The sequence below is a fragment of the Rhizobium sp. N621 genome (assembly GCF_001664325.1).
Classification (GTDB): Bacteria; Pseudomonadota; Alphaproteobacteria; order Rhizobiales; family Rhizobiaceae; genus Rhizobium; species Rhizobium esperanzae.
Map to the genome: position 1 here is coordinate 3,398,779 of NZ_CP013495.1, position 24,009 is coordinate 3,422,787.

The 24,009-nt window shown below is 57.5% G+C and carries 21 protein-coding genes; 13 read left to right on the plus strand and 8 right to left on the minus strand.

All coding sequences use genetic code 11. The features are described 5' to 3' along the window. Positions 1–61 precede the first annotated feature (61 nt). From AMK00_RS16490 to AMK00_RS16515, 6 genes are all read left to right on the plus strand, one after another. Positions 62–1,240: a glycosyltransferase family 2 protein gene (locus AMK00_RS16490; RefSeq protein ID WP_064811110.1), complete on the plus strand. Its 1,179-nt coding sequence runs from the start codon at positions 62–64 to the stop codon at positions 1,238–1,240. Next, entirely contained in the window at positions 1,234–4,236 is a 3,003-nt protein-coding gene (locus AMK00_RS16495; RefSeq protein ID WP_064811111.1) for a glycosyltransferase, read from the plus strand. The genes AMK00_RS16490 and AMK00_RS16495 overlap by 7 nt, the downstream gene beginning before the upstream one ends. Positions 4,237–4,240: 4 nt before the next feature. Then, the gene (locus AMK00_RS16500) at positions 4,241–5,317 is read left to right on the plus strand and encodes a glycosyltransferase family 2 protein (protein ID WP_064811112.1); all 1,077 of its coding nucleotides are present in this window, start codon (positions 4,241–4,243) and stop codon (positions 5,315–5,317) included. Beyond that, positions 5,314–7,077, plus strand: coding sequence for an ABC transporter ATP-binding protein (locus tag AMK00_RS16505; RefSeq protein ID WP_064804358.1), 1,764 nt, complete (start codon positions 5,314–5,316; stop codon positions 7,075–7,077). Before AMK00_RS16500 ends, AMK00_RS16505 begins: the two co-directional genes overlap by 4 nt. Then, on the plus strand, positions 7,067–8,176 hold the full coding sequence (locus tag AMK00_RS16510; protein ID WP_064811113.1) for a glycosyltransferase family 2 protein: 1,110 nt from the start codon (positions 7,067–7,069) through the stop codon (positions 8,174–8,176). Before AMK00_RS16505 ends, AMK00_RS16510 begins: the two co-directional genes overlap by 11 nt. Positions 8,177–9,362: 1,186 nt before the next feature. Further along, positions 9,363–9,569 carry a hypothetical protein gene (locus AMK00_RS16515; protein ID WP_004676311.1) on the plus strand — a complete coding sequence of 69 codons (207 nt, stop codon included), beginning with the start codon at positions 9,363–9,365 and terminating at the stop codon, positions 9,567–9,569. 480 nt (positions 9,570–10,049) lie between these two features. On the opposite strand, the gene AMK00_RS16520 is transcribed toward AMK00_RS16515, so the two are convergent. The 7 genes from AMK00_RS16520 to AMK00_RS16550 all read right to left on the minus strand — a co-directional run bounded on the left by AMK00_RS16520 (position 10,050) and on the right by AMK00_RS16550 (position 15,644). Then, positions 10,050–10,298, minus strand: coding sequence for a hypothetical protein (locus tag AMK00_RS16520; RefSeq protein WP_064804362.1), 249 nt, complete (start codon positions 10,296–10,298; stop codon positions 10,050–10,052). Positions 10,299–10,400: 102 nt separating this feature from the next. Further along, on the minus strand, positions 10,401–11,108 hold the full coding sequence (locus AMK00_RS16525) for a TfuA-like protein (RefSeq protein WP_064811114.1): 708 nt from the start codon (positions 11,106–11,108) through the stop codon (positions 10,401–10,403). Then, positions 11,105–12,292 carry a YcaO-like family protein gene (locus AMK00_RS16530; protein WP_064811115.1) on the minus strand — a complete coding sequence of 396 codons (1,188 nt, stop codon included), beginning with the start codon at positions 12,290–12,292 and terminating at the stop codon, positions 11,105–11,107. Before AMK00_RS16530 ends, AMK00_RS16525 begins: the two co-directional genes overlap by 4 nt. Before the next feature lie 42 nt (positions 12,293–12,334). Further along, positions 12,335–12,547, minus strand: a complete 213-nt coding sequence (locus AMK00_RS16535) for a hypothetical protein (RefSeq protein ID WP_064804367.1) — start codon at positions 12,545–12,547, stop codon at positions 12,335–12,337. 20 nt (positions 12,548–12,567) lie between these two features. Next, positions 12,568–14,412, minus strand: a complete 1,845-nt coding sequence (locus AMK00_RS16540; protein WP_064811116.1) for a hypothetical protein — start codon at positions 14,410–14,412, stop codon at positions 12,568–12,570. A gap of 9 nt (positions 14,413–14,421) precedes the next feature. Next, complete coding sequence (locus tag AMK00_RS16545) at positions 14,422–14,847, minus strand: helix-turn-helix domain-containing protein (RefSeq protein WP_064804372.1); 426 nt, start codon at positions 14,845–14,847, stop codon at positions 14,422–14,424. Positions 14,848–15,011: 164 nt separating this feature from the next. Next, entirely contained in the window at positions 15,012–15,644 is a 633-nt protein-coding gene (locus AMK00_RS16550) for a class I SAM-dependent methyltransferase (protein ID WP_064811117.1), read from the minus strand. Positions 15,645–16,183: 539 nt separating this feature from the next. Here AMK00_RS16550 and AMK00_RS16555 point away from each other — a divergent pair. Further along, positions 16,184–17,041 carry a DUF6030 family protein gene (locus AMK00_RS16555; protein WP_064811118.1) on the plus strand — a complete coding sequence of 286 codons (858 nt, stop codon included), beginning with the start codon at positions 16,184–16,186 and terminating at the stop codon, positions 17,039–17,041. A gap of 29 nt (positions 17,042–17,070) precedes the next feature. Here AMK00_RS16555 and AMK00_RS16560 read toward each other — a convergent pair whose 3' ends face one another. Continuing rightward, positions 17,071–17,424, minus strand: a complete 354-nt coding sequence (locus tag AMK00_RS16560; RefSeq protein WP_064811119.1) for a hypothetical protein — start codon at positions 17,422–17,424, stop codon at positions 17,071–17,073. A 203-nt stretch (positions 17,425–17,627) separates the two neighbouring features. On the opposite strand from AMK00_RS16560, the gene AMK00_RS16565 reads away from it, so the two are divergent. The 6 genes from AMK00_RS16565 to AMK00_RS16590 all read left to right on the plus strand — a co-directional run bounded on the left by AMK00_RS16565 (position 17,628) and on the right by AMK00_RS16590 (position 24,001). Further along, positions 17,628–18,701, plus strand: a complete 1,074-nt coding sequence (locus AMK00_RS16565) for an endo-1,4-beta-xylanase (RefSeq protein WP_064811120.1) — start codon at positions 17,628–17,630, stop codon at positions 18,699–18,701. A 31-nt stretch (positions 18,702–18,732) separates the two neighbouring features. Further along, positions 18,733–19,884, plus strand: coding sequence for a glycosyltransferase (locus AMK00_RS16570; RefSeq protein ID WP_064804380.1), 1,152 nt, complete (start codon positions 18,733–18,735; stop codon positions 19,882–19,884). After that, positions 19,884–20,390: an acyltransferase gene (locus AMK00_RS33590; RefSeq protein ID WP_064804382.1), complete on the plus strand. Its 507-nt coding sequence runs from the start codon at positions 19,884–19,886 to the stop codon at positions 20,388–20,390. The genes AMK00_RS16570 and AMK00_RS33590 overlap by 1 nt, the downstream gene beginning before the upstream one ends. Continuing rightward, positions 20,387–21,289: an exopolysaccharide glucosyl ketal-pyruvate-transferase gene (gene pssM, locus AMK00_RS16580; protein ID WP_064804384.1), complete on the plus strand. Its 903-nt coding sequence runs from the start codon at positions 20,387–20,389 to the stop codon at positions 21,287–21,289. Before AMK00_RS33590 ends, pssM begins: the two co-directional genes overlap by 4 nt. Positions 21,290–21,436: 147 nt before the next feature. After that, complete coding sequence (locus AMK00_RS16585; protein WP_064806277.1) at positions 21,437–22,939, plus strand: lipopolysaccharide biosynthesis protein; 1,503 nt, start codon at positions 21,437–21,439, stop codon at positions 22,937–22,939. Between the two features lie 30 nt (positions 22,940–22,969). After that, complete coding sequence (locus tag AMK00_RS16590; protein ID WP_064811121.1) at positions 22,970–24,001, plus strand: polysaccharide pyruvyl transferase family protein; 1,032 nt, start codon at positions 22,970–22,972, stop codon at positions 23,999–24,001. Positions 24,002–24,009 lie beyond the last annotated feature (8 nt).

Here is a 24,009-nt window from a genome sequence, read left to right on the forward strand (position 1 = left end):
TCAGATCAGCCCGATCTAGGGCCGATGCGCAAGGTTCAAGGGTGCGATCGAGAGAGCGTTGATGCGAGAACCAATTCCGGCTGATCTGAAGGACATCCGCTTTCCCGTACCAATTCGCTATCTGGATCTCGCCTCGGCCGAGGTCGATACCGGCTCATCCGCCCTTTCCGAGGGGTTGGTGATCTTTCTGTCGGATGGACTTCCCGTAGGACAGGCCTATGTCGACAAGCCAGAGAACACGGCCGCACTCGCCTTGCGCGTCGTGCAGCCCGAGACGGTCGAGCATGCGCATCAGGTCGCGCAAATCCCGCTCAAAAATAACGACGTCAGTATTCTGATCTGCACCAAGGACCGGCCCGACGAGCTGGCCCGCTGCTTGGCATCCATCCCCAGACAATCTCTTCCGCCGGTCGAGATCGTCGTTGTCGACAACGCATCGGCCGGCGATGGCACGCGTCGTGTCGCAGAGGCAGCCGGCGCCACCTATGTCCGTGAGGATAGGATCGGCCTCGACTATGCCCGAAACGCTGCCGTGCGCGCGGCAACGACGGAATTCGTCGCCTTCACGGACGACGATGTGGTGCTTCACGAACGATGGCTCGAGAACCTGATGAAGGGGTTCGACCAGCCCGAAATCGGGTGCGTCACCGGCCTCGTCCTTCCCGGAGAGCTTTCCACGCCCGCGCAGCTGATATTCGAAAGACACTGGGGGTTCGGCCGAGGCTATCGGCGCAGGGACTTCGATCGGCACTTCTATCGCCGGCACAAGCGGCATAAAAATCCCATGTCGATGGTCGGCGCAGGAGCAAGCCAGGCGTTTCGTCGCAAAGTGTTCGATGAATGCGGATTATTCGACGTCCGACTCGGTGCGGGGGCGGCTGGGTGTTCGGACGACTCCGAATTCTGGGATCGGCTTCTCCATCATGGCCATACTTGCCGCTACGAGCCGACCGCGGTTTCGTGGCATTTTCACCGCAAGGACATGGAAGGGCTGGCAAAACAGATCCATCAATATATGAAAGGCCATGTCGCTGCGCTGCTGATCCAGTACCAGAACACCGGCAAGCTGGGCAATCTGCGCCGCATGCTGATGTCGCTCCCCTGGTATCATCTCAAAAGGTTCGCGAAGCGGCTCGAACGCGGAGCGACTTCGGACAACTTCTTTCTGAAGGAAGAGGTTCTGGGGAGCCTGCAGGGCGCATTTTATCTTCTCGGCCGCTGGAAAATGCAGCCATGGTGACGGCGTCGAGACCTGCGATCTCCTTTCTCATCCCGGCCTATAATGCCGCCGGTACGCTGTCGGATTGTCTGGGCAGCCTGCAAAATCAGACGATATCGAACTGGCAGGCGGTCGTGGTGGATGACGGCTCGACCGACGGGACTTGGGAGGTCCTTGAAAACCTTGCCAACGCGGACGGGCGGATTACGCTTTACCGTCAACCGAATGCCGGTGCCGCCGCCGCACGCAATGCAGCCGCTCAGCTTGCCGCTGCGCCTCTCCTCTGCATGCTCGATGCCGACGACTGGCTGGATCCCGCCTTCAACGAAAGCATGCTGCCGATCGCCAGCAACCAGTCTCAGCCACTAATCGCCCATTGCAGCTATCGCCGCGTCACGGCCGACGGCCGGATGCAGAAGATCGAGCAGGCGCATGATCTTACCGGAGATCGTGCAATCCAACAATTTTCGTCAATTTGCGCTCTGGCCATTCATACGGCAGTCTTTCCCAAGCGCCTTTTTACGGAACTGGGCGGCATGGATGTCACATTACAAACCTGCGAGGACTGGGATCTCTGGCTTCGCATGGCGTTCGCCGGGGCTCGATTCCAGCGGGTGGACAAATGCCTGGCCTTCTATCGCATGAAGGCCGGCTCTCTGTCGTCCGATCCAATCAGGATGATGCGGGACGCGATTGTCGTGACGGAAAGGGCGCGGGCCTTGCAAGTTGAGCGGAGCTTGCCGACGCAGGGCGAGGACGACGCTTGGCCGAAGCCGGCCCTTAGCCAGCTTCGCGTCTTCATTTGGATCGCGTCGATGCATCTTTGTGCGGAAACCGATCCCAAGGACCTGGCCGAGCTTCTGCCGGAATTTCCCGATGGCTCGGGCCACGAAGACATGATGGCAGTGGCCATCCTTCATGGGTTGCAGACGGGCCAATCGGTTGAGAATACTGCCGCCTTGATCGACCTGATGGACTCGTGGGCACCGGCAGTCGCGCGGCTCCTCGCCCTCATCGAAAGCCATTCGCTGGCCGGAACCGCACGAAAGACAGAGCAGCTTCTTGCCTGGCGGCTTTCATCAGAAGCCGTCTCGCGTTCTTTTAAGCTCGGACGCGTCCAGGCTGTGGGCGTCGATGTCAACAAGCTCGCGAAGATTACCAAGGCCGTCGACGCCGATACGCTGGTACTGCAGCTTTCGTCCGGACAGAAACATATCGGTGCCCACGTGGGGCCGCTATGGGGAGATCTGTCGGTCGGCGCATTGGTTCGCCTGATCGTCCGGGACATGCATGCAGGCGGTCGGCTGCCCACGCCCAGGACCTTCGCCTATGCGCGCCACTGGTTATTCGAAACCTTGCGTAACTATAGAGGCTTCCTTGGGATTCTTCGTCGGGGAGGACGACGGCGGGGACGCCTCGGCCGCCTTGTCCAGTCAACGCGCGACGCAGCTCTTATAAAATCTCTGGCAGGCGACGGGGAAACGGATGACCAGCGCCTTTCGAAGGCAGATTGGCAGAATGAGCGCTTGCATGGCGCGGTGTTAGCCGAGCGCCGCGGAAAAAAAACGGGAAAGGAAGCCCTTTTGTCAGAGGCCGCTTCCAAAGAGGAATATTGGGAACGGGTCTTTGAGCATCCCGACCCATGGAACTACGTGTCGATCTACGAACAGGTCAAATACGAGCAGACGCTGGGCCTTGTCCCGGAAGGGATAGGCAAGGCATTGGAACTTGCCTGTGCGGAGGGGATATTCTCCGCCAAGCTTGCGCAAAAGGTCGGGACGCTGACGGCAACGGACATCTCGCGTCGTGCGATCGAAAGAGCATCCGAGCGGTGCCGAGAGTGGGGGAATGCCGAGTTTCGTGTCCTGGACTTCGCAGGCGACGAGATTCCTGGCGGACAGGACCTGATTGTCTGCTCGGAAGTCCTCTATTACATGGATGACGAACAGGTCTTGGAGCGGGTCTGCCGAAAGATTGCCGAAGCACTGAAGCCAGGCGGCTGTCTGATTACCGCTCACGCCCATCTCCGGCGAGACGAGCCCGAAAGGACCGGTTTCGATTGGGACAATCCGTTCGGTGTCGGCACCATCAGGAAAGTCTTTTCGAACCTGCCGGACCTTACCCTGGAAGAAACGATCGAGACCGAGCTTTACGCCATTCATCGGTTCCGCAAGCGTGAAACGTCCGTACACACAATGCGGATTGAACGGCACGGTGTCCCATTGGACACGGAGGTGGCCAAAAACATTATCTGGGGACCGGCCGGTGTCGAACGAGCGGCGGCGTGGTCGAACGAAGTGACGACCTCGATCCCGGTGTTGATGTATCACAGAATCGCGCGCGAAGGTCCCGATCGGCTGCGGCGTTTCCGGATCGCGCCGGAGATGTTCCGCCAGCAGATGCAGTTTCTCCGGCGGCAGGGCTACTATGGGCTGACGGCCGATGCGCTGGCCCATCTGCTTCAGGTGGGAAAGCCGATACAGGGGCGGCCGGTCTTCCTGACCTTCGATGATGCCTATCTCGATTTTTTTACCGAAGCCTATCCCATCCTTGTAGAGAACGGCTTCAGCGCCGACGTCTTCGTCGTGACGGACAAAGTGGGCGGCCGATCGGATTGGGATGCCGCTTACGGTGAGCCAGCCCCCCTGATGTCTTGGAACGACATTGAGGATCTCCATCGAAAGGGCATCCGATTTGGGTCTCATCTGGAAACCCACACGCCGGCGAGTGCGCTGGATAACGCCACGCTACTGGCCGAAGCGGTTCATTCTCGCAAGACGCTGGAGAACCGGCTCGGCGCGGCCACGACATCTATCGCTCTCCCCTTCGGCTGCACCGATTTCCGTGTTCCCGGAATTCTGGCCGAGGCGGGATATCAAATTGGCTTCACCACCAGGCCTGCAAAAGCGGGCTTTTCGGACAAGCTGCTGTCACTCCCGCGCCTTGAGGTACGCGGCGATTTACCCATCACGGCGTTTGCCGAACTGATGGGTCATCCCAACGCCTTTATCGGATAATGCCATGATCATTGACCCTCCTTTGGTGACCGTCATCATTCCCGCGTACAATGCGGAAGCGACCCTCGTGCAAACGCTGCGAAGCGTCTCGGCCCAAACCTATGAACACCTCGAGATACTCGTCGTGGACGATGGATCGCGGGACGAAACATTCGAACTGGCGACACAATATCGCCTTTCTGACCCGCGCGTTCGTGTCCTTCGCCAGCAAAACGGCGGCGTCGCCCTTGCCCGCAACTACGGTATAGAAGAGGCTCGCGGCAGCTACATCGCACCGATCGATGCCGATGACCTCTGGCACCCTCTAAAAATCGAGATGCAAGTCCGCGCGCTCGGGAAATTGTCGACAGGCCACGGCGTCGCCTACAACTGGTACGCGGCAATCGACGGGAACGACGTGATTTTCAGCCATTCGGGTCCCGTGCTCTATGAGGGCGATGTCTTCGAAATATTGGTCGGGGAAAATTTCATCGGCAACGGCAGCACCCCCCTCATGCCGCGGGCGGAAGTCCTGGCATGCGGGGGTTATGATTCTGCCCTGCGTGATCAGGGAGCCGAGGGATGCGAGGACCTGAAGCTCTATCTCGCATTGGCTGAAAGACTACCCTTTGCAGTGGCTCCCGATTTCCTGACCGGTTATCGTTTTACCGCAGGCAACATGTCGAGCAACGCCTCGCGCATGCTGAAATCCCACGCTCTGGTGATGGCAGACGTGAAGCGGCGCCATCCCGATCTTGCCGCCGCCGCCACCCGGGCGGAATTCCACACGGCGTGCTGGTATTTCAAGAAGGCGTTTGCCGGCGGCAACTACGGGCAGGTCAGGAAAGTGGCGTCTCTCCTTGTCAAGAGATTCCCGTCAAGGCTTGTCGGCCAGGCTGTCAGGCATCTGTGGGGCCAAGCGAAGCGGCAGCGCAGGAAACTGTTGAAACGGATACGTCGTAGGTCGCACGCGTGGCCGAAAGGGGCGGCTCCGAAAAGCGTGGCGCTCCCCATCAGCGGCACGTCGTTTTACGACCTTGTCGCAGCCACGCCGACGATAAGGACAGGCGAGCTCATCAAGTCCCGGATGGATCATTTATGATGACGCTACGGAAACCCGTTCTCCGCAGGTCGTGGGGCGCCTTCAACGTTATTGTCGCAGCGCGTTTCCGCGAACTTCTGGAGCTCGTTCCCTCGCTCCGGTTGAAAACCTCCGTCCTGATCGTCATCGGTATCCTGACCGGGCTATCGGAAATGGTGGGGATAACCTTGCTGGTCAGCCTCGTTTTTGCCCTCAGCCAACAAAGCCCTGCTTCCGGGTCCGTCGCCTGGCTACCGGCATACTTTGGCGGATTGGAATCTTCCATCACGAAGTCGATGCTAGTCGCCGTGCTGATCTGCGCGATCATCCTGAGGATCATTCTGGGCTTCGTCAACGACATCATCGCAAGCACCGTAAGCCATCAGATCAGCGAGAGTATTCGTCACCGTCTTTATGCAAAGATTCTGACGATCCCCTTCCAGCGATTTCAACGCTATGAGCGCAGCGATCTGATCAATGTCATCGCCACCGAATCCTATTCCGTGGCCTCAGCTCATACCGGCCTTGTGCGCCTGGGAATCAGTCTCGGGACCATCATCATCTTCGGGGTCGGAATGCTCGTAATGGCATGGCCGATTGCTGTGCTCGCGGTGATGTTCGGCGTCGTCCATAACCTCAGCCTCGGCTTGTTTGCAGCTGCCTATCGCCGTCTTGGCGCGGCCAGTCTTTCAGCACTGGAAGAATTGACCCATCTGAGCTGGACCACATTGCAGACGTTAAAGGCGGTGAAGAGCTTCGGTCTGGAAGACGACCACAAAGGTATTTTCGAAACCTTGTCCAAGACAGTGGGGGAAACCTGGCGCCGTTCGGATCGGATGGGGGCAGCAACGTCGCTTCTGAGCGAAACGTTGACATTCGGGGTGATCCTGACGATCATCCTGTCCTCGCAGGTCCTGCCGGTCGATTTTCGGGCCGCCCTGTCTGCCACGATACTTCTTTACAGGCTCCAGCCACATATCAAGCAATTCGATTCCCAGCTGCTGCGCTTGCATGAAATCGAAGCCTCACTGCAAAACGTGCTCGCGCTGATCGCGGAACAGGACGACGCCAGGAAAACTGCAGGCGGAGAGGAACTGCGACATCTAAAACAGGAGATCGTTTTCCACGATGTATCCTTCTTCTACGAAGAGGCCAGAGTGCCTGCCGTGCGTCATGCCAGCTTCTCGATCAGGGCAGGCGAGACCACGGCTCTGACCGGACCCAGCGGCTCCGGCAAAACGACGATCATCAACATGCTCCTCGACCTTATTCAGCCGACCGAAGGCCGGATCACGATCGATGGCAAGGACCTCTCGACTATCGAGCGATCCAGCTGGCTGCGCCTGCTCGCGGTCTCGGGCCAAGACGTCGAGCTTATGGATGGCTCCGTCCTCGACAATATCCGCTTCCGTCGCGACATCCTTGAGGAGGATGTCCGCTGGGCGGCAGATATGGCCTGCGCCACCGAATTCATCGAGAATCTGCCCTACGGCTTCGACGAATGGCTGGGCGACGAAGCGATCCGGCTTTCGGGTGGGCAACGACAGCGCATCGGTCTGGCGCGGGCGCTGGCCGGTCGGCCCGACATATTGCTCCTGGACGAAGCGACCAGCGCACTCGACGAGGAGACGGAGGGGCGCGTGCTCTCCCTCCTGCTCAGGGAATATGACGGCCGGACCCTGATCGTCGTCAGCCATCGCCCGTCGGTCGCAAGGTTGATGAAGAACCGGATCGACCTGCGTCCGGCCACAACAGCGGATGGGTTGCTCTATGGCGGCTGAGCCTCTATCCGGATTGACGGTGGCAGTCGTCATCCCTGCTTACAATGCCGAAGAGTTCATCGCCGCCACACTTCGATCGGTTGTCGACCAGACCCATTCGGCACTCGAAATCATCGTCGTGGACGACGGCTCCACCGACGATACCGCATCGATCTGTCGCGAGTTCGCCGCAGCTGATCCGAGGATCACGATCCTGTCGACCGAAAATCGCGGTGTAGCCGCGGCGCGCAATGCCGGGATCGAGGCATCCAGGTCCAGCTATATAGCCTTCATCGACGCGGATGACTTATGGCATCCCACTTATGTCGAAAGGATGCTGTCAGCGCTCCATCCCCTGCCGGACGCGTGGGGTGCAGTATATGCCCTTCACCGTTTCGTCGATTCCGAGGGATATTGCACGAAGTCCGGCTCTTCGCTCAACGCTCGGGAATCCATCCTCATTCGCCACCTCGTCTTCCGCTTTGTCGGCAATGGCAGCGGCTTCATGGTGCGCCGCGCCGTCATAGACAAAATCGGCGGCTACGATCCGAGCTATGCCGATCGAGGAATTGGAGGATGCGAAGACTTCGATTTCGAACTCCGCACCGCCGAGCATTTCAAGATCGAGGCGGTGCCACTCGGTCTGGTGGGCTATCGCGTTCATTCCGCAGCCATGTCTGCCGACAGGTCTCGAATGGCGCGGTCGCTTTTGGCAGTGACCGAGCAATGTGTCTCCCGCAACCCGGAACTTCCCGCTTTCGTCGTCAGCTGCGCCCACACCTCGGCTCACCTTTATGCATTCTCAAAATTTGCAGCGTTGAAAGATTGGCACAGCGCCGCCACCTCGCTTAGGCACATCTATCATCATAGCCCCCTGCTTGCTGTGGCCGTCATAATCAAACTGATCTTTTCAAAAGCCAACAGAGCCACAAACAGGGCTTTGGCCAAAGTCCGGCCGGTCAGGCAATCAAAGCAGAAGTATTTTAAGAAATTCGAGGAACTAGATCCCCTTATCCCGCTGGTCGGCGGATGGTCACGCTTCCGGACGAAGGCCTTGTTCCGGCGCTTATCGAAGATCGACCGGTGCGGCGGAGAGTCCGTTGCGACCTCGCGAAGATAGAGCAATCTCCGCCAATCGAGAGAGAACGAAAATGCCGGCACTTTCCACTCCGCTGGCGATCATCTCATTATTTTGAAGTACAAACTTCAAAAAATACAAACGTTGGCATAACGAGAAGACAATAAATTGTGGGAAAAACATAACTATCCAACAATAATCCGTGACAGCATCGACTTTAACAGCAATCATATCTTCGTACTGTGCAGGCAATCTTATCCGAGGACCCGTCACCACCCCGGCGGGTCCTCAAACTTTGCGAAGGTTGGCGCAGAATAAACAGTGAATCCTGCGCCGGACGACGAGAAATCCGGGATATCGACAGGACCAAGGCTCCCGTTTTACAACGCATCGTCTCGGCCAACATTGCAATTAATGCCGAATGCTTCCACTCAGCGACCCCGGCACATAGCAAGAAGTCGTCATGCAGGCGATATTATTATCTATTATAGTCCGTTACATTGTCTATACTATTTTTCAGTCACTACATCCTACAGTAATTATTAGAAAAGCCTCATTCAGCTTATAATAGATATTTAAATACAACTTTTATATGAAATAGATATTTTTACCTTTTGGTAAATTTTTATTAATATTTTACTCATCCATGGGATTGTTAAATTTTGTACCCCGCAGCCAACAGGGATGAATTCTTTCAGAAAAGAGTAAAACTGCCGACGTTATTTCCGTTTGCTTTGTCGGCAGCGGCGTGACTAGCCGGCATTGTAAACGAGGCGGCCACGACCGATTGCCCGACAGTGTCCGGACTGGCCGGTTCCAAAGACCTGGCGACGCAATTCACATCAACGAATGATGATCTGGAGACGAATGAAACTTTAATATGCCGGCAAATCAAAGGACTATCACAGTTCATCACGCCACTGGCCACACCGGTACAAGGGCAGCCTTCGACTGATCATGACAAGTTCTCCTGATGATCCGAGACCCTCGGAATGACAAGCCGCAGCCTAGGAGACGACCAGCTTCGGTCGAGCGGCTCCCCCGACACGGAACGATGAACCCTCCAGCACGAAAGACCTCACCTCATTCAACGGGCTGAATGTCCGGTTATGGCCAAACCTGTGTCGAAATGGTCGCACCCGCCGTCGAATTAACCGTTCATAAAGCATTTGCTTGCTCAACTTATAATTTGTGTCATGGTCACTGCAAGTAGTGAGGAGCCGACCTGATGAGTGATATGGCATCGCAGATTCCGGAATTTGGTTATGATGAACGCGTGATGATCTGCCGGAAACAGATTGAGAAGGCGGTTTATCAGTTCATTGCAAACACGAAGGTCGAGGGGTGCGATCCGGCGGAAGTCGCAATGGCCATAGCGGACATTGCCGACGATTACATTTTACTGCTGGCACAGAAGCGCAATTTGACCCATTGAGATCAGGGATCGGCCAGGCTGGCCGGTCGGCAGACGACCGCTGAAACGAGAATCGTCGCCGTCTCCTTGCCCGGAGACAACGTCAACGAAACCGCTTACCATTCATTTGAACCTATCTTTTATGCAGGGCGTCGAATAAGTTCTGAACGAGCGTCCGGCGGCCCGCGAAATGCCGGGGACCTCTTCGAAGCCAACAATTCAGATGATTGCCGATACATTGGGCCTGCAGGGCAGCTCGTATTCCCCGGCAGCACCCGTCTTTTGAATCGATCAAGCCCCACTATTCGCGACCCATCACCGGGACAAGGCGCCCATAACCTCGAAGCCCACGTTAATTTTCACGGGTTATCCAAAGTTTTGAAGCAGCGAGGCGCCGCCCGGCACATCGGCCCGGAACCGCAATCGATTTTCGGAAAGCGCGATTCATAGATCAGGGTGTTGTTAAAGCGTCCTTTGTGCGTCCGATAGGACGCACCCGCTCTAATGACTTTTTATGCTCACCAGGGGAACCGGAGAACTCAATTCGGCCAACTCTCTGGTCAGCCCCTCCCCGACTTCCTGCTTCACCGCCTCAAGAGCAAGGTCGAGGCAATTCGTCGCGAATTGCAGTTTGACATCCTGAGCAACCTGTCGCGCATAGGCGATCATCCGTGCCAGTGCGACCAGTTCGTCCAGAGCGTCTTTCGCCCCTAGATCTCCATCTAGTTTAATAGTCGATGTCACGCCCATGCCCATTTCTCCAACGAATGGAAGGAATGATACGCGGGCTGACGTGGTCGAGCCCGTGAAAAAAGCGTGACACAACTCTCGGTGACGATCGTCGTCTTTGCTTCACAATGCGGACCGTGTGGAGAACCAGGTTTCGCGCAGTTTCCAGCACAAATCGGCATTCACGCGAATATCGGCGGTCGACTGCACCACCTTTAACAATTCCAGTGCATCGATGCGTTTTTGATCAACGGAATGCGACACGAGGGTGGCCAGAAGGTGCGGGCGATCCGGCTCGGCTACGCCAGCGCATTGCTCGACGATTGCCCGCCACGTTCGCCTCTTGAAGAATATTGCACTCGCGGCGTCTTCGATGACTTGGCGCAGTTGATCTGGGAGCAAGTCATTCCTTTCCATGGCATCGAGCGTAGCGCAGACATTGACGAGCGGTATCGTCAGCGGCTTGCCGCCCAGCGCGCTCGGCGCATGCACGAGCGCAACGGCGGCATCGTCGACCAGCCGACCCGTGCGATAGTCTTCGAAAATGCGGCCGATCCCGATCATCCCGAATGAATGACATTCCGCAGCGCGCAGCGCGCCCATGCTTGCCGCCCCGAGGACCGTCACGCCAAGCGAAAGAGCATGGAGAATTTCCTTATGCCAGACCGGTGCAGCGTATTCGAAACCGCCATCGATCAGGCCGATGACATTGGCACCCTGTTCCACCACAGCCAGAACATCGCCCTGCGTGGCGGGCGGCAGGACGCGTATCCCCTCGCCGGCAAGTGAGGCTGCATCGGGAAGACTGGGACCCGCGAAAATGACCTTCAAAAGCCTATCGCTCTCGCGAGCGCCCTTGTTCCAAACTGGCGAGCACGCAGCCCTTCCGGATTTTCGAGTTCGGGGATAACGACCTTGACGACGCCAAAGGGAAGCGTGTCGTCGCTGAGGCGTACGGCGATGACCGAACCGATGCCTTTGTTTCGCAAAGCCTCCAGCACATGCTGCAGCAAGTACGCCAGATCCCGATGTCCTGACGTTCGGTGGCGGACAGGACCGGCAGCCGGCGAGACGGGAACTGCGTCGAAGGCTCGCCGCATCAGCGGCGGCAAGGATCTCGAGAACGTGGCGGGAGAAATATCGTCCCTGGCTCCGCTGATATAGGTGAGTCTGGATTGCGCGGCTTCCGTTACCGCCCGGATGGCCGCGCGCACGGGAGACGGATGGGCTCCCGTACCGCCGGTCACCTCGACAAGGCGAATGTCCCTGCCGCTGTGGCGATCCCGCTGGCCTGGAACGGAATCACACGGACCCAGAATGGCGGTGAAACAGGGAATGGCGATGTCGCTTGTGATATCGAAGAGCCTGAGCGCCAATCCTGATTTTTCGATCTTGTCGATCAATCCGGTCAGTGCATCGTCCTGAAGGCCGCGGGGGTCGACGCAGCCGGCATAACGATGCCTTTCCGCGCCAACCTGCCATAGCACATGCGCGTCACGCTCGATCCGCTCGAGCACACCGTGGAAAACGGCCTCCTCGATATTGTTTCCCGATGCCAAGCCGTCAGATGACATCCAGTATCGCGCATCGCGCGTGCGGTCGAGCAGCACCGCTTCAAAAGGGATATGAATCGTCTCGCCGGTGAGGATATTGATGCCGGCCACCCATTCCGTCTCCTCGTCCGGCCCGAGATCGGGTTTATGCATGGCGATCAGGCAGTTCAGCGGATCGATCTTGTGCCCCATCGCCTGCAGACCGAACGAGGTATTGCGGACAAGATCGACGAAAGGGTCGCCGGCAACTGCCCGTTCCACGGCTTCCATGACGGCGGATACTTTGGCGTCGATGTCGGTCAGACCCTTTCCCTGAGCAATCACGATTGAGCGCGAATTCGGAGTATAGCCGCACCAGACGGGAATTCCGATGTCATCAAGCCCGGTATGTCGTGCAACCCTTGTTATGCCGAACCGAGCTAAAAAAGGCTCGACGCGGGAAAGAGTTTCCCGCGGCGATATGATCCTGTCGGGATATGTGGACCGGTCCGTCAGAATGCGGGCTCAGCCGTCGACATGACCGGAAAGCGCGATCTGCGCCGACGAAACGGCAACGGCCAAATCGACGCCCTTCACGAATATGCCGCCAGCTTTGCGCAGGCTGCTCGCAGTCGCCAATTCCCCCGTCGGATTGAGCGGTTTGACGGTGCCTGCATCGAGATCGGCGAGCCAAAGACCTTCCTCGCCCGGTATTCCTATAATGACAGCTTTCGCCATGGTATGCCCCTCAGCTATTGTTAAAAACCAGCCTTCAACAGGCCCTCCCGATATAGCTCTTTTTGCCAGTGCTCCTTGAAGGGAACGATGGCGAGCCACTTCTCGACGTCGAATACCGGATTGATGCTTTCGGCGCGCTGCCGATGGAACAGTGCCCGTTTTCGATCGCCGATCATTGCGCAACTGGCCGCGGCGATACGATGGGCCGGCGCTTTGTCTTTCATCGCCTCGACATAGGCGATGGCCTCCTCATACTGTTCCAGGAAGAAACTTGCTCCCGCGGCACACCAGAGATAGGCGTCAGGCGCGATCGGATTGAGCGAAATTGCCTTTCTGATCTTGGAGAGCGCGTCGCCGGGGCGGGATGCATGCACAAGCGTGTCGGCATGACTGTAGATGACATCGGCAAAATGCGGACTGAGCTCTTCCGCCAGATGAAGGGCTGCGACGCTGGCATCCACATCACCAAGATAAAGTCTGGTGACCCCGAGCTCGCGATGGCCCGCCGCCGATCCCGGATCTCGCTCGATTGCGCGAAGCGCATGCTGCTCCGCCAGGTGCAGCAGTTCATTGTTTCCCTGCGCCGTCACGAGCCACTCGCTGGTGAAAGTTCTTGCCAGCCCGGTAAATGACGGCGAGAAATCCGACCTATGCGACAGCGACTGCTTGAACGCCTTCCTTGCCCGGCGGATATGCGGCAGTGTCAGCTTGCTCATCAGGCTGGAGCCGACGAGATAGGCGTGATAGGCCTCAGGATTGGCTTCGAAACGTAGCCGTTCCTCCTCGTTTTCAGCCAGCTCACGCGCCACCGACTCGGTCAACTGCTGGGCGATAACCCGCCTGTGACGCGGCAATATATCGGGGTTCATCTTAAAGCGATTGGCCCAGACGATCTCATCCGTGGGGAAATAGATCAGCTGGGCGAACAATCCCTCTTCGGAAAATCGGGTGTCGAGAAGATACGTGATCGAGTGCTTGGCGACCACCGCCGCTTTTTCGGAGTCGCGGCGGATCTGTCCGGCCGTATGCGGAGCGACGATGGAAATATGCCGAAGCGCACAGAGTTCGATTGTGACGTCTTCGATCAGGGCGTTGGCAAGTGCAAGTCCGGCATCGGCGTGCTTCGCCGTCGGGGGAAGCAACACCAGACGGGGAAGGATCCGCGGGATCGGCGATATGCGTTCGATATCGGCCGACTGGCTGCCGGGCTCGGGACGCTTCACCTCCACCCTTGCTTGGCCGCCGCTCTCCGGCAATCTCTCGCCGAACGATGCGCTGCCGGATAGCCGATGCAGCAATGCCCTGACCTGCTCGTCATTCGGATCCCGCTCGAGGATTTGCAGGGCGGCGCTGGAAATGATGCGCGCCGCGCCCGGCTTTTGCACATCAGGCAACGCCTCCAGCAATGCTTGACGCAATTGCAGCGCATGGGCGTCCCGCTGCGCCCTGATCCAAGCATCTATCTGCTTTGTCGCCGGCTTGATATTTCCGATGAAGCCGCGCTGCGTCGATTCGGCGATCGCCTGTAATCGATCCAGCGGCGGGCCGCCGGCTCGAAAGACATCCAGATCGCTGGAAACCACCTGCTTGTTGAGGCACACCGTCGTGGCAGTGAAATCGAAAGCTATGTCGGTGCGTCCGCAGTCCATCTCGCGGATGCGGGACAGCATTTTGCGCAAATTGAGCCGCGCCAATTCGGGCTCAACGTCGCTCCATAGAAACTGGGCCAGCTCATAACGGCTGAGTTCATGGCTCGCACCCGCATAGATGTGGGCCATCATCAACAGACCTTTGACCGGATAGCGAACCGGCTCGCCATCCGACTCAGTCAGCCGCAGATCGCCGAATGTCTGCAGATGAAGCACGGTCCATCCTCAGTTGTGTACAACCGGATCCTGCAGGTCGCTATCGACGTCGGGCAATCCCGTCATCGCCAGACTTTTGGCCAAGGCCACCAGCTTCTGCCTGATGTTGGGATCTTCGATGGCGATGAACGCTTTATTGAGCGCGAGCCCTTCCTTCGAGGATAAAAACTTGTTCAATTCGCTCGTCTCGCCTTCGATCGGTCCGGAACCGCCGTTCTCGAAGAAGAAGCCGACCGGCACGCGAAGGATCTCGGAAATGCGCTGAAGGCGGCTGGCGCCGATCCGGTTCGTTCCTTTTTCGTATTTTTGAATCTGTTGGAAAGTGATGCCAAGAAGTTCGGCCAATCCATGCTGGGTCATGCCGAGCGTCTTTCGCCGAACTCTCACGCGGTTGCCAACATAGACATCGATGGAATTCGGCGATTTGGCCTTCATCTGCTTAAGTCTCCCGCTTCATCAATACGCCCGCTGTATAATGGAGAGTTTAAGCAAGAATGCAACTAAAAGTAAATATTTCATCACGGTTTTTTTCACCACAGCATGCAGTAGAAACAACCTCCGGACTACTGCGGCGAACGGCGCAATGTCGCGCCGACCGGCTAAAGCGGCTTGTCGGCGACGGCGATCATTGATTTGGCAAAGGCAGGAATTCTTCCAACATATTCGAAACGGACGTTATCGAAGCCGGTCTCCAGCAACAGTGTGCGCAATGTGTTTTTCGACCAGAACTTGATATGCCCATGATCCTTCAACGGCATGAAGTGATCATCCATTTTTCCCGTCGCAGCCAGTGCAAGATTCTTCAGATAACCGTGATAGGGCGTCGATATCACCGCGATGCCGCCCGGCTTGACGAGATCGAACATCGTCGAGGTGAAGCTCTTCGGATCGTAGACATGCTCGACGACCTCCAGGCTGATAACGGCACTGAAACTGCCATAATCCCGGGACAGGTCGTCATAGGCCGAGCCGACGCTCAGCGCCAGTCCGGGATAACGGATATTGGCCTTGCCGATTCCGTCGCTGGAGGGATCGACGCCGACGACATCATATCCTGCTTTCGTAAGAGCCGCGGCGGCCCCGCCGGTGCCGCATCCGAGATCGAAGACGTCATTTTTCGCAGAACCATCGAAATGATCCTCCAGCACATCGAAGATCTTGGGCAAGATGTAGGAATGTGCAGTTGTCGGTTTGGCGTGAACGTAGGTGGTTGCGTCTAGCTCGATGGACATGGTCTCTCCTTTCTGCTGTTGCAGCGCAATCCCTATCGATTAATACGTCGGAAATTTGATCGAACTCGCCGAAAGTCGTTATCCGATAAATATTTTGGAAGCATAATTTGAAATTTCTCACAAAAATTTAAACGCTATGCGCGAGAGAATGGCAGAACTTGAGTGCACTCCCCCCGTAATTAAAATGAATATCTTCAGTTTCTCGACCTGTGGATGAAAATACTTATGTCAATTCAACAATCTTTTCAAAAAACTCGAATTTATTTCAATCCAGTTTGGACGACGCCCCTTTACGTGACCACAGAAGCGGCAAGATCAGCGAATACCCCTCGCCGAATTGCCGAACGCTTTATTGGAAATTCTCGGCTGAAATGCTGCTGAAGCGCTCTCGGCGAACCGATCGCGCGCTTTTCATGAGGGCGCGGATGAAAGGGCCCTGGTTGCAGACACGAAGCCAAAAGATATTTAACCGGATCATGTATACTGACGGGATCCAGACAGACCAACGAAATCCTTCTCGCGTGCCGGAGAAGACAAGCTTGCCCGATAATTCGTCGCCCCCATATGCGAAACAGCCGGCAGGAAAACCGCGGCTTCCCGTGACCTTCTGGTTGTTGCTGACGATTTCCCTCTCGCTGGTCATCGGAACGGTGCTTCTGTCCAACGACATGAAACATTTAAAGGCGGTTGGCCATTATTTCGGCTTCGACCTTTTCCCCCCTGAGGTTAAGCCGCCGCCGCCCAAAGCTCCAGCAAGACCGGCGCCGCCGGCGGTCTATAAGCTTCCCCTGCATGCCACCGAACCGCCCGTGGCACAGACCGCGTCGGCCTTTCTGCGCACATGGCGCATATCCGGGCCTGCAATGTGCGCGGCGCTGCGTCAAGCGGGCGTTCAGACCAGCGAATGGGCGGCGGCCAGCTTCAATGCCGACACGTTCGAATGCTTTTACGAGCACAGCGCCAAGCGTGAAAAGGATCAGCTTGCGAATTCCATCTTCGTCATTGTTCGTGGCGATGCCGCCGGCACGATCAGCAGTATGCGCGTGAAGATCGTCAATCCCGGAACGGATCAGAATGGCCAGCTCGATCCGGCTATCCTGCGCATTTTCGAAACCATGCTGCGTCAACCGCAATGGCTCGATTTTCATGAGACCCTGAATGCGATCAAAAACCTGAAGGATGTCAAGGAAGACGGCTTCGGAGCCAACATCGCCTTCACCCACGAAGTGCTCAATCCGCAGCGCTACAATTTTACCCTCTCGCTGGATGCAACGTCGGGCCCCCAAAAAAGGGCGAGGAATTACTTTTCCGGCAGAACATGGCTTCCCGTGCCAGAGCCCACAATTGCGGCCAACCGCACGCAGCCGGAACTTCCCCATCAAGAGCGGCCGCAGTAAATCGCAATTAGAGCCGCATGCGGCGCACTTCAGGCGATGCGACCTGCATCACCGTGATGCCGGGACAGGATCCTGTAAAGCTCCGTCAAGCTGTCTGGACTTGGCCGTTCGGCCCCTTCACCGCCGGCCAGACGCCAGAGACGCTCTACATTGAGGTCCTGAATAGCCTGCGCAAGTTCGTCGTTGAGCGAGCGAACGACGCGTGCCGATCGACGCAATCGCAACGAGGTTCTGACGAGCGCGCCGAACAGGATGAGAATGGTGCCGACAACGCCGAGAGCAAACGCCGCGAACTGCCGGTCGTCAAAAAGGGATACGCCGCTGCGAACAGTCGCCATAAAAAAAGCGGCATAGCTCATCAGATAGTTAAACCAACCTTCCATAACGAGCTCCCCTCCGCAGCGGTTTAATATCTTGGATTACGCAGAAAAGTCTAAAATTGCCGTCGTCATCCACGCCGCTGAAAATACATCGGAAGTTGTACCGATGTATTAATTAAGATCGAAGCCGCGACGGATTGTAATCCGCAAGCTTGGCCCTTCGATTCCGCCGAAGACGTTACACACAGCCAACAGTGAGAGAAAGAATGAATAGAAGACGTTTCCTCGCCTCCGTTCCGCTCGCCCTGTTATATGCCCGCGCGGGTCAGGCTTTGGCGCAGGTGCCGCCGTCCGCGGGGCTGCGCGCCCTGGCCGACAGAAAATCGTTTCGATTCGGTTCGGCGATCGATCCGGAGGATGTAGGCAATCCGATCGCGTCGCAGATCTACATCGACAACGTCAATTCGGTAACGCCGCGAAATCAGCTGAAGTGGAATGCAACGGAAAAGATGCCAGGCGTCTTTTCCTTCGGCCCCGCCGATCAAATCGTTGCGTTTGCACGCAAAAACAACATGAGGGTTTATGGACACACGCTTGTCTGGTATCGCACGCCCGACTGGGTGTCCGCCATCACCGACGCTGCGACCATTCGGGCGGCGATGAACCGTCATATAAAACAGGTTGTCGCTCGTTATAAGAAGTCGATCGATGCGTGGGATGTGGTGAACGAGCCGTTGGAATATGATGTGCCGGATCTGCGGAACTGCGTTTTCCGACGCCTTCTTGGCGACGACTATATCCGCATGAGCTTCGACATGGCACACGAGGCCAATCCCGACGCGATGCTGGTTCTCAACGAGACGCACCTGGAGAAAAAATCCGAGGTGTTCGAACAGAAGCGTGCACGCATCCTGAAGATTGTCGAGAATCTCGTCGCCAGAAAGACGCCGATCGGCGCCGTCGGGCTGCAATCGCATTTCCGCCCCGGTCTCGATCGGATCGATCCGGAGGGAATGGGCCGATTCTGTGCAACACTGAAGGATATGGGTGTCAGGGTTTTTATTACCGAACTCGATGCGTCCTGCCATTTCCTCAACCGCGACAAAAGCTCCACGCCGGTCTCCTATGCCGAGATTTTCGGTGACGTGATCACCATCGCAGCCGAGCGTGGTGACTTGAAAGGCGCCACCGTTTGGGGCATGTCGGAGAAATATGGCGGGCTTGACGAGAAGGACACCAACCCCGGCGCGGCATGCACGAAGCGCGTTAATCTTTACGACGAAAACAACGATCCGAGAAGTTCGATTGACGGCATCAAGCGGGCAATAGAGGCAATGTGATCGCCAAGACAGTGGAGACGCGAACAGATTCATGAGAAAAGCCGTTATTTACGTGGAAAAATTTTTGCCTGCCAGCCAGGCATTTGTTCTCAACCAGGCAGTGGCGTTTCGCTCCTTCGAAGCTGAAATTCTTGCCGGTTCGCGAATCTCTTCCGCCCATACAAAAAAATCGACTGTCCCGGTTCATGACATTCGTCGGTCTCCCGTTGCGCGGGCCGGCGAGCTGCTTCTGAAAATCCCGCAGGTCGGCCTGCCTTTTCTCTTTCCCGCGATCAGCCAAGCCGATCTTGTCCATGCCCATTTCGGCAAGAACGGCTATGTCATCGGTCCGCTCGCGCGCGCCGCCGGCAAGCCGCTCGTAACGACGTTTCATGGCTTCGACGCCACCTATCGCGGCGATCCGAAAAAACCGGGCGGCTTCAATCAGGTGCGTTTCTTCGCCAAGGGCCGGAGCGAGATGGCAGGCTGGAACAGCTGGAACATCGCCGTTTCCGATTTCATCCGAGAGCGGCTGCTGGCGCTCGGCTTCCGCGCCGACCGCGTCTTTCGCCATCACATCGGCATCGATCTCGATCTCTTCAAAATGGAGCCGCGTCCACGAAAAAAGGGGCTGGTGGTTTCCATTGCCCGTTTCGTCGACTATAAGGGCCACCGCTTCATGATCGACGCGCTTTCACGCGTGGCGGCCGCCGGCACCCCGGTTGAATTCGTCATGGTCGGACAGGGACCATTGAAGGAGGAAATCGAGGCCTTGGCGCGCCGTTCCTTGCCAAGCGTCACGATCCATGAAAATCTGTCGCAGACAGAGATAAGGGATCTGCTCGCCAGTGCGGAACTCTATCTTCATGGCAGCGTGACGCTCGACAATGGTCACGCGGAAGCCTTCGGCCTCGCCAATCTGGAGGCCGAAGCCGTCGGTACTCCGGTCGTCGCATTCCGCTCGGGAGGCGTGGGCGAAGCGATCGAAGAGGGGAAAACTGGTTATCTCGTGGAGGAGCGGGATGTCGCGGGCATGGCGGAAGCGGTCGGAAGGCTGCTCAACGACCAGTCCCTGTGGACAGCCTTCAGCGCGCGGGCACCGCTTCTGGTGGCCGAGCGCTTCGACATACGTCGTCAAACGGGGATGCTAGAGGACTATTACAGTTCCGTACTAGACCAATTTTCCAGCCGGGGTCGGACTTGATGGTGCAGACAGGAAAGAAGCCGAAGTGGGGACTGAACGTATTTCGGCCGCTGCGGAACGGGATCGTTAAGGCCAAGTGGCTCTATTATACGAAATTCTGGGGTATGGACATCGATCCGACCGCCAGCTTTTCACTGAGCGTGCGCTTCGACAAGACCAATCCGAAGGGACTGCATATCGGCGCCGAAACCTATGTCGCCTTCGAAGCCGCCATCCTGACCCACGACCTCACACGCGGGCTCTACCTTCACACGAGGATCGGCAAACGCTGCTTCATCGGCGCCCGCAGCATCATCCTGCCCGGCGTGGAGATCGGCGACGAATGCGTCATCGGCTCCGGCTCGGTGGTGACCAAGAGCGTGCCGCCGCGCTCGCTCGTGGCCGGCAACCCGGCCAAGATAATCCGCAGCGACATCAAGATCATTTCGCGTTACGGACGCATGGCCCGCGAGGACGAAACGGTCACGCAGATCGTGACGCACTTGCCGACTGGAGAAGCACGATGAAGATGTTTGCCTATCGCGGGAAACACGAGAATTTCGGCGACGAACTGAACCATTGGCTCTGGGAACGTCTGCTGCCCGGCTTCTTCAATGACGACGAGAGCCAGCTCTTTCTCGGCATCGGTTCGATCCTCTACGATAATTTCGACCCGAACATACAGAAGATCGTCTTCGGCTCGGGCTATGGCGGCTACACCAACGCGCCGAAGGTCGATGGCAACTGGACCTTCTACTTCGTGCGCGGAAAGAAGACCGCCGAGGTCCTCGGCATCGATCCGAGCTACGCCATCGGCGATTCGGGCATCCTGACGCGCAGCTGCTGGGATGCCAAGAGCGTTGAGAAGCGCTACCCCGTCTCCTTTATGCCGCACTACGAAAGCGCCATGTACGGCAGCTGGGACAAGGTCTGCGACCTCGCCGGCATCCATTATATCGATCCCCGCTGGTCGGTGGAAAAGGTTCTGACCGAACTCAGCGCATCGCAGAAGGTCGTCTCCGAAGCGATGCATGGCTGCATTATATCAGATGCGCTGCGCGTTCCGTGGCGGGCGATCCGGCCGATCGCGCCGGGCAATCGCGCCAAGTGGCATGACTGGGCGAGTGCGCTCGATCTGGAGATCGATTTCGATCCGATCGGCCCCTCGAACCTCGTCGAAGCAGGCGCATCTTTGGTGCGGAAAAACACATACCTGTTGAAGAACATCACGTTCCGTCACCGCCGCATCCGGCAGCTGACCGGCAACTATGTTTTCGGCTCGACCGTCAAGACGTTGCAGCGGGTGGCTGAGAAGCCAGGACAGCTCAGCTCCGACGAGGCTATCGTAAGAGCCCACGAGAAAATGCTGGTCGAGCTGGATCGGCTGAAGCAGGATTTTTCCAAGAAGACGGCCAGCGCCCTTTGATGTCGCAGACCCCGTGACGAGGCAATAAGGCATGATGCTTTCTAATTCCGCCAATACTCTCCATTCCCGCAAGGGCAAGAAGCACTCCGGATGGGCCTGCAGCCCGCTGAAATGGTCAACGTCATCGACCTCGGGAGCCGTTCGCCCATGAGCAGTGTTACCGACCGGCTGATTCAAGGCAGCATGTGGCTGAGTTTGTCCCGCGCCATCGTCAACGGGCTCTCGGCGCTCAGCACCTTCGTACTCGCCTGGTATCTGGTGCCGGCTGACTTCGGTCTCGTCGCTATTGCAACGACGATCCAGGTCATTCTGAGTTCGGTCACCGAACTCTCGCTCAATCAGGCGCTTATCCGCCACGAGTCGCCCAGCGAAACGCACTTCAGCGCGGTCTGGACCTTGAGCGTGACGAGAAGCGCGATATTGGCGCTGCTGTTTGCCGCCGCGTCCTATCCGATCGCCGAATTTTATGATGAGCCGCGGCTGACGAGCGTCATGCTCGCCTTGAGTTTCAGCCTGCTCCTGAGCGGTCTTGCCAATCCACGCCGTGTCATGCTCCAGCGCGATCTAATCTTCTGGCAGGAATTCGTCCTCAACGTCTCGCAAAAGCTGGTCGGCTTCATCGTGACGGTGGCGATTGCGGCCATCTATCAGAGTTACTGGGCCCTCGTGATCGGCACCCTCGCCTATCAGGTGACCAATATCATCGTTTCCTACACCGTCCTGCCGTTCTGGCCGCGCATCACCTTTCGGCACGCGCGCGAATTGTTTTCGTTCTCGGTGTGGCTGACGGCCGGACAGATCGTCAACACACTGAACTGGCGGATCGAATATCTGCTGATCGGAAAGTTGCTCGGCGCCACGCAGCTCGGCCACTACACGGTCGGCAACACCCTTTCGACGCTGCCGACGCGCGAGGCCACGGCGCCTTTGAACCAGACGATCTATCCGGGCTTCTCCAAGGTCCGCAACGATCCGGTCCGGCTGATCGCAGCCTATCAGCGTGCGCAGGCGCTGTTGGCGGCGGTGGCGCTTCCGGCGGGCATCGGCATGGCCGTGGTGGCCGAGCCGATGATGCGGCTTGCCTTGGGAGAGAAGTGGATTCCCGCCATCTTCATCGTCCAGGCGCTCGCATCGGTCTTTGCCCTGCAGACCCTCGGCTCGCTCGTCCAGCCGCTCGGCATGGCGAAGGGCCATACGAAGATGCTGTTCATCCGCGACACGCAGATGCTGGTGGTCCGCATCCCCATCATCATCGCCGGCCTGATGATGGCCGGGCTTCCGGGCGTCGTTTATGCCCGGGTGTTGACCGGCCTGATTTCCACCGTGGTCAACATGCTTCTCGTCAAGCGCTTGATCAATCTGCCGTTCTTCCAGCAGCTCGCGGCCAACTTCCGCGCGCTTGCCAGCGTCGCCTTGATGGCCGCCGGTGTCTGGGGATTGTCGCACATTCTGAGCATGCCTACAGACAAGCTGCATCTGGCACTCTATCTCGCCTTCCTCGTCATCACGGGCGGCATCATCTACGCCGGATCGAGCTTTACTCTTTGGGTGGCGATGAAGAAGCCCAATGGCCCGGAAACTGAAGTTCAGCGTATCGTTGTCAAGTTCCTGTCAAAAGCAAAACGTATTGCCGTACCCAAATCGGCGTGAAGTTAAACGAACATCAACAAGAGAGGCAGAATGACCAGCCAATCCAGACCGGAGCTGATCGCAAAACTCAACGGCATGATCCATGATTGCCTGAAGGACTATGTCTCGCGCGATGAACCGCTTGCGATTCTCGATTTTCCCGACATCCGCAATTGCGGCGACTCGGCGATCTGGCTGGGAGAGATGGCCTATCTCCGGGACCGCTTCGGCAAGCGCCCGGACTATGTTTCCAGGCTCTACGACTTCTCCGCCGACGAACTGAAACGTCGCGTCCCCACAGGCCCGATCTTCATTCACGGCGGCGGCAATTTCGGCGATATCTGGGTCGCCCATCAGGACTTCCGCGAAATGATCATGGAACGCTTCCCGGATCGGCAGATCGTCCAGTTCCCGCAATCGATCCACTACAGTTCGCCCGAGCGCATCGAGCAGTCCAAAAAGGCCATCGGACGCCACAAGAATTTCGTACTGCTGGTGCGCGATGAAGAATCGAAGGAGTTTTCCGAGAAGCACTTCGACTGCATCGTGCGGCTGTGCCCGGATATGGCCTTCGCCATCGGCCCGCTGCCGGAAAGGGCAACGCAGATTCCCGTCCTCGCCATGTTGCGGGAGGATGCGGAACGCGTCGGCGGCGGTGATCGCAAGATTCCTTCCGATATTCCTGTGGAAGACTGGATTACGGAATCGAGGAGGAAGGTGGACATCGCCAAGAAGTTGGGCGTAGCCTCGGCTTATCTCGCATTGAAGCCGAGCGAAGTTGCCTTGCGCAGGTTGGATGCTGCGGCTCATAACCGCTTCGAGCGTGGCATCAGTCAGATTTCGCGCGCCCGCGCGATCGTGACCGACCGTCTGCACGTTCATATCTGCTCGCTGCTGCTCGGCCGTCCGCATGCGGTGCTGGACAACAGCTATGGAAAGATCCGTCGCTTCATGAATGCTTTCTCCGGCGGAACCGACCTTTCCTACAAAGCGACATCGCTCGAAGACGGAATCGAGTGGGCGCGTCAGCAGGCTGCCAAGGGGCGCGTCGCTGAGAAAGAAGCTGTGGGCCTGCGGGCTTAAGGGGGAAT